Raw genomic sequence first — 11,521 nt, 5'->3', positions numbered from 1 at the left:
TTCCAGGCGACGGTCGCCAAACCGTCCCAGCCCAAGCTCCATGCCGGCATCCTCCGTCAAAGGCCGACAGGGAATCAGAGGTTCTTCCCGTATTCAACATCGATGTGTGAATACGGTAGCCCACAAGGGGAGAGGGCGCCGTATCGCACAGGACGCTGTCTGGCTCGAGCGGAAGCCAACGGGGGGCCGTGCCCACCGCGTTGCGCGATCAGATCGTCCATCCCTCCGCCGGATAAGCCAGCGCATCCTTCGGCAAAATCTCCGCGCCCAGACCATTTCGAAAACGGCTGGCGTAGAACGCCAGCGGCAGGCCGTCCTGATGGCGGCACCAGCGGACCTCGCCGATGAACAGCGTGTGGTCGGCGATCTCGACCGCGCTGACGACCTCGCAGCCGAATTGCGCGATCGCCTGCGGCAGCAGGAGAAAGCCGTCGCGCTCGTCCAGGGACGGTGCGCCTTGCGGCAGCGGCGCGCCGGCGAAATGCCGGCAGATCGCGACATCGTCAGCCGCGAGCACGTTGACCGCATAGCGGCCGGACTCGCTCACCGCCTGCCAGGTCCGGCCGCGCTTGAGCGAGACCAGCACCGTCGGCGGCTGCATCGAAACTGTGGTGAAGCTGTTGGCGGTCATGCCGACGGCTGCGCCATCGGCCGACCTGCTGGTCACCACGGTGACCCCTGTCGAAAACCGCGACGCTGCCGCGCGAAAACCGGCCGGGTCCGGATGATGGCTCATGAGCTGCTCCGTCGCGATCTCACGCGGCAAGCTGCGTCCGCTCATCGATCCAGGCGTGAATGCGCCGCTCGCTCGCCAGCCGGTCCCATTGCCGCTCCGGATAGTTGAAATTGTCGGTGAACTCGTCGCAGAGCGCCCGGTTCTGCGCCATCGTGACAATCAGCCGGCCCATCGCTTCCGACTGCGGCTGCAGCATCAGGTTGGTCCAGCGCGCCGCGGCGAGCACGCGGTTCTCGCGCGCGCGATCGACCGTCTCGACGAAGCGGTCGTCGAACGCCACGGCCTCGACGATCGCCTTGCCGAGCTCGAATGCGGCATAGGAGGCCATGTTGGCGCCCTGGCCCATCATCGGATCGACCACCGAATGTACGTCGCCCAGCGCGATGGCGATCCTGCCGTCGTCGAAGCTCACCGAGGAGCGACGCACCGTCGGCACCACGGCGCCCTGCAGCAGGTCCAGCGGCTGCAGATCGAAACGCTGCGTGTCGATGCGGTCGTAGGTGTGCGGATGATGCTTCTCGAGCTTGTCGAGCATGGTCTGCCGGAAGCCTGCGGGATCGGCATCGTAGTTGAGCGACACCAGCTCCGCCATGTCGCCGCCGGGAATGTTCTCCATCAGCAGCGCCGTCTTCATGCCGCCGAAGGTCAAGGTCGGGATCACGATCATCTCGCCATGCCCCGGCGAGACCGACAGCGTGACGCCGCGCGGATCGGAGCCCCCGGGGCTGCCGTGATCGACGCCGTCATAGAGCCCGACACAGAGCAGGCGCTGCGGCTGGTTGTAGGGCGACAGCTCCGGCCGGTGATTGAACATGCGCCCGAGCGCGCCCTTGCCGGTCGACACCACCAGCAGGTCGAAGCGCGCGACCAGCGCCGGAATGTCGTCGTCCTGGATGCTGGCATATTCGATCGCGCCGCCGCGATCCTCAAAATCCTTCATCAGCGCCGGCAGATAAATCCGATAGTCGACCGCGCGGCTCGGCTGCTTGAAGGCGCCGCGGAAGAGCAGGGGGCTGCCCGGAAAATTGAAGAAGTGATCATGGTGATGATAGACCACGTCCGGATCGTCCCAGTGGTTCACGCCGAGCTCGTTCTCGCGCGCCACCGTGACGCCGTGATGCGCCACCGTGTTCATCAGCCGCGTTGCAGCATACTGCTCGGGCGCACGGTCCGTCAGGACGGTCGCCTGAATGCCGTGCTGCTGCAGATAGAGCGCCAGATGCAGCCCGCCGATGCCGGCGCCGACGATGCCAATCGACTTCTCCATGGGTCTCCCTCCCGGTGATTTTTTTTGAGAGGCTAGACCACGCCACCTCCCGACGTATACGGAATGAGGAGAATAAAACTCATTCCGGGGAGGAATGGATGGACCGGATCGATGCGCTGCAGACTTTCATCCGGGTCATGGAGGCCGGCAGCTTCACCCAGGCCGCGGCCGATCTCGGCCTCGGACAGCCGGCGATCACCAAGCGCATTGCGCTCTTGGAGGAGCAGTTCGGCTGCCGGCTGTTCGTGCGCACTACGCGCAAGCTGCGCCCGACCGCGGAGGCCGACCGGGTCCTCAAGCTCGCCAAGGACATCGTGACGCTGTTCGAGAGCGCAAGCGTGCCGTCGCCGCGGCGCGTGGGCGCGCCCTCGGGCACCTTGCGGATGACGGTGCCGACCTCGTTCGGCCGCTACTTCTTCAGCGACATCTTCGCCGAATACGGCCGCCGTTATCCCGAGGTGCGGCTCGACATCCGCTTCACCGAGCAGTTCGTCGATCTCGTCGAGACCGGCACCGAGCTCGCCATCCGCATCGGCGTGCTCAGTTCGAGCACGCTGGTGGCGCGACGCGTCGGCACCGTCAAGCGGCTGCTGGTCGCGGCGCCGACGCTGCTGACGCGGCACCGCGCGCCGCGGCTGCCGAACGATCTGCGCCAGCTTCCTTGCGTGACCTATTCACGGCTGTCGCCGAAGAACGAATGGAGCTTTGAATCCGAGACCGGCCGCCACGTCGTCGGCATCACCCCGTCGCTGACCTGCGATGATGCCGACATCATGACCCTCGCCGCGCTCGAAGGTCTGGGCGCCGCCGTGCTGCCCGACTGGTGCGCGATCGGCCCCATCGCGTCCGGCAGGCTGATCCATCTGCTGCCGGACTACGACGTCCCGTCGCTGCCGCTCCACGTCGTCTACCCTGACCCGCAATGGATGTCCCACCGCGCCCGCCTGTTCCGCGACCTGATCATCGAACGCGCGGACGTATTCGCGATCACCGCGCCGCCGCGCCGCAATGAGAGACCGCAGCGCGAACGGTGTTAGTAAATGCGCCCTCTCCCCTTGTGGGAGAGGGCATGCAGGACAGTGCAGCGAACTCGGTTGGGTGAGGGGTATCTATCCTGCTACGCCGCTCGCGGAGAGATACCCCTCACCCAAGCGAGTACGCGGATGAGCTGGTGATGCCCTCTCCCACAAAGGGGAGAGGGCGCTGTATTGCGCAGCGATGCACTCGGCTGTGTCCGGCGCGACTCGGGCACATCGATGGTGGCACGCTCCCGATCAGTGGTGGTTTCCGCCGCCGCTCGAGCTGGCATCGTCGCCGCTGGCATGGTGGCTGCCGCCATGATCTCCGGAGGGGGCACCCGAATGAAAAAAGCCCAAGCGCTCCGCATCGATCACCATCGACGTGTAGAGCGTTCTCACCGTGTTGTATTCAGGGTCTGATGGGTTGTGGCGCGCGAGCGGCTCGCGTACGCGTGCCAGCTCTTTCAGCCTGACTTGCTTGTTGAACAGCCAATAGACGGCGACGCAAAGCATACCCAGCGCAGCGAGGCCGAACAGCGTAACGAGGGCGACAGCGGGGCCGGCGAATACTCCAACCATGCTTCTGTCTCCTCGGGGGGCAAACGATGAGACTACACGGCAAGACTGGCATGACTCCAATCGCTCTTCAATGCGTGACGGGCGTCTCGGGGGCAGGTGACGGCGGACTCCGCTGACTCGTCATCGATACGTTCAAAGTCTCATTAACGTTGAGCGCGAAAACGCTTGCAGTTCGATTGACGCGCCGGCCCGTCTCCCCACAATCTCCGCGCGATTGCGAAACAGCCATATTGCAGGGGCAGGGATCGATGGATACGGTTGAGAAGGCGGGCATTCCGCTGTGGTTCAAACTGGCCTACAGCGCATTCTGCGCGGTGCTGGTGCCGGCCTATCTCATGGCCTATGGCCCGACCAACTTCCTCTACTTCTGCGATGTCGCGCTGCTGACCACGCTGGCTGCAGTCTGGCTGGAGAGCCCGCTGCTGGCGTCGGCGCCGGCCGTGGGCATTCTGCTGCCGCAGGCGCTGTGGGTGGTCGACTTTCTCGGCACGGCGGTCGGCCTGCCGCTGACCGGCATGACCGCCTACATGTTCGACGCCAAGCTGCCGTTGTTCACGCGCAGCCTGTCGTTCTTCCATTTCTGGCTGCCCTTCGTGCTGGCTTGGCTGGTTTGGCGGCTCGGCTATGACCGCCGCGCCTTTGCGCTGTGGACCGTCGCCGCCTGGGCGCTGCTGTCGGTGTGCTACTTCCTGATGCCTGCGCCACCGGCTGTCGGCAATCTTCCCGTCAACATCAACTACGTGTATGGTCTGAGCGACGCCGCGGCGCAGAGCTTCATGCCGGGTGCTGCGTGGTTTGCACTGCTGTTGATCGGCTTGCCGCTGGTGATCTTCTATCGACGCATCGGCTCCTGCTGCGCTATGCGGGGACCGTCCCGAGCCTGTCGCGATCTCCGCTGGTTCTTGAGACGCAATCGTAGGGTGCGCAAAGGCGCGCAGCGACGCCCCTGCGTCGCGAGCACCGCGCCCGCCGCGACTGGGCGTGACAGAAGACGGTGGGCACGCGATCGCCTGCGGCGCTCGCTTTGCCCACCCTACGTTTCCGTTTTCATTGCGAGCGAAGCCATCCTGAGTCTCCGGGCGCCCTGGATTGCGTCGCTTCGCTCGCAATCACGAAGATGCTAAAGCTTCGTCTCGAGTGAACGGTGAGCGCTGCGGCGCAAGGGAGACGACCGATGCGGCTGGCCGTGGTTTCCGACGTGCATGGCAATCTTCCGGCGCTGGAGGCCGTGCTCGCCGATATCGAGACCCGCAGCGTCGATGCCACGGTCAATCTCGGCGATTGCGTCACGAGCCCGCTGTGGCCGGTCGAAACGTTCGACCTGCTGCAATCGCTGGCGCTGCCGACGGTGCGCGGCAATCATGACCGCTGGATCGAGGAATGGCCGGAGGACAAGCTGCCGCCGGCCGGCCGCTTCGCGCGGGCGGCGCTGACCGCCGAGCAGCGACGCGCGTTGCACGCCTTGCCGGCGCGGATCATACTGGAGCCGGGCATCCTCGCCGTTCACGGCACGCCGGACGACGACAGCACCTGCCTGCTGGAGGAGATGCTCGACGACGGCCGTTATGTGCCAGCGCGCCGCGACGTGCTGACCGCGCGCCTCGTCAATCTCGGCGGCGCCACGCTGGTTCTGTGCGGCCACAGCCATCGGCAGGCGGTGGTGCAGGTGCCACGCGGACCTCTCGTCGTCAATCCCGGCAGCGTCGGCTGCCCCGTGTTCGGCGACATCCCGATCGCGGCCCAGCTCGAACATCGTTCGCCGCACGCCCGCTATGCCGTGCTGACGGAGCGGCGCGGACATTGGCAGGCCGAGCTGTTCGCGCTGACCTATGACTGGGATCATGCGGCGGCCCGCGCCGCGGAAAACGGTTTCCCGCAATGGGCCAGTGCCTACGCCTCCGGCGCCGTGCTGTAACTTCGACCGCTCATGGCGTTGGCGTCGCCGTTGACGACGCCGCGCAGCGACCGTGCATGGACGACCGTGCCGAAATGACGGTGAAGATCCGACGGCTCGCGCGCATCATGCTGCGGCCGAGCCGCGGCGCTCCGTCCGTTTCTCTTGATCAGTAAAGTCCTCCGGTCCCCTGCATCGCGCCGGGGTCCGCTGGATTTCCGGAGGAACTGGGAATTCGCAGCGGATCGGAATCGCCCAGCGCCGAATAGCCGTCCGGCGGCGCGGTGCCTGGCTTGAACGGCTCGAGGATCACGCCGCTCGTCTGTCCAATGGCTGCGCGCATGCCGGTCTTCGCGTCGACGCGGACCAGCTTGATGCCGGCCGGCATCTTGAACGGAGTCGCCGGCTTGTCGACGAGCGCGAGCTTGAGGAAGTCGCGCGCGACGGGAGCCGCGATGCGCGCCGCCTGCGCCGTCCGTCCGAGACTGCGGGGCTTGTCGTAGCCGATATACGATATAGAGGCCAACGACGAGATCCGGCGAGAACCCGACGAACCACACGTCCTTCGCCTCGTTGGTGGTGCCGGTCTTGCCGGCGATCGGCTTGCCGACCTCCTTGAGCGCGACCGCGGTGCCGCCCTGCACGACGCCTTCCATCAATTCGGTGATCTGGTAGGCGGTCAGGCTGTCCAGCACCTGCTCGCGGTGATCCACCAGTTGCGGCTCGGGCTGGTTGTGCCAGCCTTCGGGCGCCTCGCACCCGCGGCATTCCCGGCTGTCGTGGCGGAAGATGGTGTGACCATAGCGGTCCTGGATTCGATCGATCAGCGTTGGCTTCACGCGACGGCCGCCGTTCGCGATCATCGCATAGGCCGTCACCATCCGCATCACGGTGGTTTCGCCGGTCCCCAGCGAATAAGAGAGATAGTTCGGGACGTCGTCGTAGATCCCGAAGCGCTTCGCATATTCGGAGATCAAGGGCATGCCGACATCCTGCGCGAGCCTGACGGTGACCGTGTTCAGCGACAATCTCAGCGCATTGCGCAGCGTCGTCGGTCCAAGATATTTGCCGCTGGTGAAATCCTCCGGACGCCAGACCTCGCTGCCCTGGCCCTGCTCGATCTCCAGCGGCGCGTCGACGATCATGCTCGATGGCGTATAGCCATTGTCGAGCGCGGCCGAATAGACGATCGGCTTGAAGGTCGATCCGGGCTGCCGGTAGGCCTGCGATGCCCGGTTGAACTGACTTTGATCGTAGGAAAAGCCGCCGACCATCGCGACCACCCGGCCGGTGTTGGGCTCCATCGCGACCATCGCGCCCGATACTTCCGGCAGCTGCTCCAGCCGATATTGGCCGTCGACCGCCTTGCCATCCTTGAAGAGAGGATCGACATAGATCACGTCGCCGGGCTGCAGCACCTGCGAAACCGCGGTGGGGGTCTTGCCGCGCGCCGGGCCGGCGACGGCTCTGGCCCATCTGACACCGTCGAGCGAGATCAGTCCGGTCTGGCGCTCCTTGCTGACCGCGCCGAATTCGCGCGGCGGCTGGAAGCCGATGCGCGCAGACTGCTCCGAGGTCTCCAGCACGACGGCCATGCGCCAGGGCGAGATGTCGGTCAGCGACTTCACCTCGGCAAGCCGGGCGCCCCAGTCTCCGGACATGTCGAGCTTGCTGGCCGGCCCGCGGTAGCCTTGCTCCTGGTCATAGCGGACCAGTCCCGCGACCAGGGTCCTGCGCGCCATCACCTGGATCTTCGGGGCGAGGGTGGTGTGGACCGACAGACCCCCCTCGTACAGTTTCTTCTCGCCGTATCGCTCGAACAGGTCGCGGCGGGTCTCCTCGGCGAAGAACTCACCGGCGAACGTATGGGCGTTGGCGGCGTGATTGTTCAGCGTGATCGGCTCTTGGCGCGCCTTGTCGGCCTCGGCCTTGCCGATCCAGCCATTCTCGAACAGACGATCGACGACGTAGTTGCGGCGCTCGATGGCACGGTCGTGATTCCGGATCGGGTGCAGGCTGCCTGGCATCTTGGGCAGGGCGGCAAGGTAGGACGCCTCGGCGATCGTGAGCTCGTCGACGGATTTGTCGAAATAGGAGAGCGCGGCGGCGGCGATGCCGTAGGACCCGGAGCCGAGATAGATCTCGTTGAGATAGAGCTCGAGGATGCGATCCTTGGAATAGGCGCGTTCGATACGCAAGGCGAGCAGGGCCTCCTTGATCTTGCGATTGAACGACAGCTCGTTGGTCAGCAGGAAGTTCTTCGCGACCTGCTGGGTGATCGTCGATGCGCCCTGCGGCCGGCGGTCGGAGCCGAAATGCTGCGCATAGGCGATCGCCGCGCGCGCCATGCCGGAAAAATCGAGCCCGCCATGCTGGTAGAAGTTCTTGTCCTCGGCGGAGAGAAAGGCGTTGATCACCAGCTTCGGCACCGCCTGGATCGGCAGATAGAGCCGGCGCTCCCGAGCATATTCACCTAGCAGCGAACCATCCGCCGCGTGCACGCGGGTCATGACGGCGGGCTCGTAGTCCTGAAGCTGGGAATAGTCGGGCAGGTCTTTCGAGAACTGCCAGATCAGGCCGGCCACGCCGGCTCCGGCGATCAGGAAGAGGACGGTGCCAACGGCAAAAGAGAATCCCAAGAACCGCATCAGACCACGCATGGTCGTGTACCCTTTTACACGGCGTCCCAGCTCTACGGCGGTCCCAACGATATCGTCGCCCCAATTCGTCGCCTCGCCCGCACCAACCGCTCCTGCTGGAATCGACCGGACGACGCGCGGAGCTTCAGTAGCACGGGAACCGTCCCGGGTGTTCAAATACCATGTGATCAACGGCCAAACTGAGGCTCAAATCGAATTGGCGGCGCGTTGCTGCACGGCGTGTGATCGCCGAATTGGGCGTTGGCCGGTGCAAACGAATTTTCCGTGCAATTTCAACGTGTAGGACCTTGTCCAGTTCTTTCACGAAAATATTCTCGGAAATCGTGTTCTTCTGTCTCCGTCCCGCCCCGGCACGAGGGGCGTATCGACCTGAACGAGGGTGAACGCTGCGATCATGACTCGGGCCGATCAGGCCGCGAGAACGAGGGCCCGCATTCCAAGCGCGGCGCCCGTTTCGAACCGGGACGAATGAGCGCCGGGCAGGACCGCGTGAACGAGGGATTCGAAGCCTCCGGCCCGTAATTCTACGGGCGAAGCAATTAACGCGGCTGAAGCAGCAGGTCGTGCATGCCAGGGGATCACAAGCAAGGTTCTGCGTGCTCATGAATTGGCCTGGGAATCCCTCGACGTCGAAGCGAACTGCCGGCGCCAGCCCGCTGGGTGCGTTCTTCCTGTGGATCGGTGGTTTCGGCGCGATCGAAGGCCTCGATGACGAAGCGCTGACCGAGCGCGACCGCCGCCGCATCCGCGCGCGGCAGATCGATGCCGTCGCACGCCTCGTCCCCGTGACCATCGGCATCAACTTCGCGAACGCTGCCATCATTCTCGGCGTGTTCTGGAACACGGTGTCCAATCTGTTTCTGATCACATGGGGCGCCGCGATCGCCCTGGCGGGCGGCCTGGCGCTGCGCGGCTGGTGGCGCGCGCGCAAGACCCGGCCGCAGGAGGCGTCCGAGCGCGCCATCCAGCGCATGACGTTGCAGTCGTTCTTTCTCGCCTGCATCTGGGGATCGCTGCCGCTGATCGTGATGCCGCAGGTCGATCCGCATCTGCAGATCATCGTCGGCTCGCTGATGACCGGGATGATTTCCGGCGGGGCATTCGCGATGTCGAGCGTGCCCCGGGCCGGTCTCGCCTACACCTGGACCCTGATGCTGTGCTCGGTCGGCTCGCTGTTTCTGTGCGGCGGCGCGACCTATCTGGTGCTCGTGGTGTTTCTGCTGCTCTACACGTCGTTCATGGTGCGCCACCTGGTGTCGCACGGCAACGTGTTCCTGGAGAACCTGAAGGCGCAGATCCGTCACGAGCGTCAGAACGAGACGATCTCGCTGCTGCTGAAGGAATTCCAGGAGAACGCGTCGAGCTGGCTGTGGCAGACCGACGCCGAGGGTCGCCTGATCGATGCGCCGCAGCGCTTTGCCGACGTGGCCCAGCTGCCGCTGGATCAGCTCAAGGGCGAGCGGCTGATCGACACGCTGAAATATCTCTGCCCGACCGATACGGCGACGCTCAAATCGCTTGCCGACCGCATGACCAAGCGGCTGTCGATTCCGGAGATCCTGATCCATGTCGTCGTGGCCGGCGGCGAGCGGCGGCGCTGGGCGCTGACGGCGCGGCCGGCGCGCGACTATGACGGCAAATTCGCAGGCTATCGCGGCTTCGGTCGCGACGTCACCGAGCGCTGGCGGGCCGAGCAGGCCGAGGCCGAGAGCCGGGCGAAGTCCGACTTCCTGGCGATGATGAGCCACGAGATTCGTACCCCGATGAACGGCGTGCTCGGTCTCGCCTCCACCCTGCTGGACACCAAGCTCGACGACGAGCAGCGCCACGCGGTGATGACGATCCGCGAGTCCGGCGACAATCTGCAGCGCATCCTCAACGACATCCTCGATCTGTCGAAGCTCAATGCTGGCAAGTTGGAGTTCGAGACCGTCGATTTCTCGCCGGCGGCGCTGGTCGAGGCGGTCACCTCCATCATCGGCGTCAATGCCAAGTCGAAGAGCCTGCTGGTCAATGCCGACATCGACCCGAAGCTGCCGGCGGCGCTCAAGGGCGACGTCGCGCGCATCCGCCAGGTGCTGATCAACCTCGCGTCCAACGCGGTGAAGTTCACCGAGCGCGGCGGCCTCACCATCGCGGTCGCGTGCAGGTCGCGCGACGATCACAAGGCGACGATCGAGTGGCGTGTCTCCGACACCGGCATCGGCATTCCCGTCGATCGGGTCGGCAAGCTGTTCACGGATTTCGCCCAGGCCGATGCCTCGATCAACCGCCGCTTTGGCGGCACCGGGCTCGGGCTTGCGATCTCCCGACGCATCATCGAGCAGATGGGCGGAGCCATCGCGGTGTCGTCGGTGCAGGGCGAGGGCTCGACCTTCCGCTTCAGCCTGACCTTGCCGTGGAGCGACAAACAGGTTTCGGATCAGCGCGGCGACCGGGTCGGCGCTGGCGACCTCAAGGCGCGGATCGAGGCGCTCGGCCGTCCGCTGCGCGTTCTGATCGCGGAGGACGACGCCACGAACCGCATGGTGGTGTCGAAGATGCTGCAGGAGTTCGCGGTCGACAAATGCATCGTTCCGGACGGCCTGCAGGCGGTGAATGCGGCCGTCGAGCAGGAGTTCGACCTGGTGCTGATGGACGTCCGCATGCCCGAGATGGACGGCATCACCGCGACGCAGACCATTCGCGCCAAGGGCGGCCGGCTCGCCGAGCTGCCGATCATCGCGCTCACCGCCAACGCCTTCCCAGACGACATCAGGCAATGCCGCGAGGCAGGCATGACGGACTTCCTGCCCAAGCCGCTGCGCAAGCCCGCGATGGTGGCGGCGATGCTGAAGGCGATCGGGACGCCCGCGCCGAGCGTGGAGGCGCCGGAGCTCGCGCCTTCGGAGAGCCCGGTCGCGACGGCGGAGGCCTGAAGCCGGGACGGGAGGAGGGGGCTAGACCGAGAAGCTGGTGCCGCAGCCGCAGGAGGCGGTGGCGTTGGGATTGTTGATCCGGAACGAGGCGCCCATCAAATCGTCGACGAAATCGACCTCGGAGCCGGCAAGGAACGGCACCGAGGCCGGATCGACCAGCACGACCGCCTTCTCACGCGCGATCACCAGATCGTCGTCCGCCTTGGCGCGGTCGATGTCGAACTTGTACTGGAAGCCGGAGCAGCCGCCGCCTTCCACCGAGATGCGCAGCATGGCGCCTGCCGTCTCCTTGCCGAGGATCTCGCCGATGCGGCGGGCGGCGCGTTCGCTGATGGTGACGGGGCCGGTCGGGGCATCGGTCGTGGCGAGTTCGGTCATGGCAAGTGTCTCCGGAAAGCGCGTCATGCCCTATTCATTTGGTGCCGGACGCTCCCCATAGTTAAGTGGG

General features: G+C 65.4%; 7 protein-coding genes and 2 pseudogenes. 4 read left to right on the top strand and 5 right to left on the bottom strand.

Translation table 11 applies throughout. The features are described 5' to 3' along the window. Positions 1-208 precede the first annotated feature (208 nt). Together ACQR1B_RS27745 and styA are read right to left on the bottom strand one after the other, a co-directional pair. A complete protein-coding gene (locus ACQR1B_RS27745) occupies positions 209-736 on the bottom strand; it encodes a flavin reductase family protein (protein ID WP_434835558.1) in 528 nt (175 codons plus the stop codon). Between the two features lie 19 nt (positions 737-755). Further along, on the bottom strand, positions 756-2,003 hold the full coding sequence (gene styA, locus ACQR1B_RS27740; RefSeq protein WP_434835557.1) for a styrene monooxygenase subunit StyA: 1,248 nt from the start codon (positions 2,001-2,003) through the stop codon (positions 756-758). Positions 2,004-2,101: 98 nt separating this feature from the next. On the opposite strand from styA, the gene ACQR1B_RS27735 reads away from it, so the two are divergent. Next, the gene (locus tag ACQR1B_RS27735; RefSeq protein WP_434835556.1) at positions 2,102-3,040 is read left to right on the top strand and encodes a LysR substrate-binding domain-containing protein; all 939 of its coding nucleotides are present in this window, start codon (positions 2,102-2,104) and stop codon (positions 3,038-3,040) included. Between the two features lie 237 nt (positions 3,041-3,277). On the opposite strand, the gene ACQR1B_RS27730 is transcribed toward ACQR1B_RS27735, so the two are convergent. Beyond that, entirely contained in the window at positions 3,278-3,601 is a 324-nt protein-coding gene (locus ACQR1B_RS27730) for a hypothetical protein (protein ID WP_434835555.1), read from the bottom strand. 248 nt (positions 3,602-3,849) lie between these two features. On the opposite strand from ACQR1B_RS27730, the pseudogene ACQR1B_RS27725 reads away from it, so the two are divergent. Beyond that, positions 3,850-4,520: pseudogene (locus ACQR1B_RS27725) on the top strand (hypothetical protein). 255 nt (positions 4,521-4,775) lie between these two features. Further along, positions 4,776-5,516: a metallophosphoesterase family protein gene (locus ACQR1B_RS27720; RefSeq protein ID WP_434835554.1), complete on the top strand. Its 741-nt coding sequence runs from the start codon at positions 4,776-4,778 to the stop codon at positions 5,514-5,516. 148 nt (positions 5,517-5,664) lie between these two features. On the opposite strand, the pseudogene ACQR1B_RS27715 reads toward ACQR1B_RS27720, so the two are convergent. Further along, a pseudogene (locus tag ACQR1B_RS27715) lies at positions 5,665-8,155 on the bottom strand (penicillin-binding protein 1A). A 602-nt stretch (positions 8,156-8,757) separates the two neighbouring features. On the opposite strand from ACQR1B_RS27715, the gene ACQR1B_RS27710 reads away from it, so the two are divergent. Continuing rightward, positions 8,758-11,073, top strand: a complete 2,316-nt coding sequence (locus ACQR1B_RS27710; protein ID WP_434835553.1) for an ATP-binding protein — start codon at positions 8,758-8,760, stop codon at positions 11,071-11,073. Positions 11,074-11,094: 21 nt separating this feature from the next. On the opposite strand, the gene erpA is transcribed toward ACQR1B_RS27710, so the two are convergent. Continuing rightward, positions 11,095-11,451 carry an iron-sulfur cluster insertion protein ErpA gene (erpA, locus tag ACQR1B_RS27705; RefSeq protein ID WP_434835552.1) on the bottom strand — a complete coding sequence of 119 codons (357 nt, stop codon included), beginning with the start codon at positions 11,449-11,451 and terminating at the stop codon, positions 11,095-11,097. Positions 11,452-11,521 lie beyond the last annotated feature (70 nt).

This window comes from Bradyrhizobium oligotrophicum, from assembly GCF_051168495.1.
GTDB classification, from domain to species: Bacteria; Pseudomonadota; Alphaproteobacteria; order Rhizobiales; family Xanthobacteraceae; genus Bradyrhizobium; species Bradyrhizobium oligotrophicum_A.
Note: the sequence above shows the minus strand (reverse complement) of the source record. Positions and strands in the feature narration are given on the sequence as shown.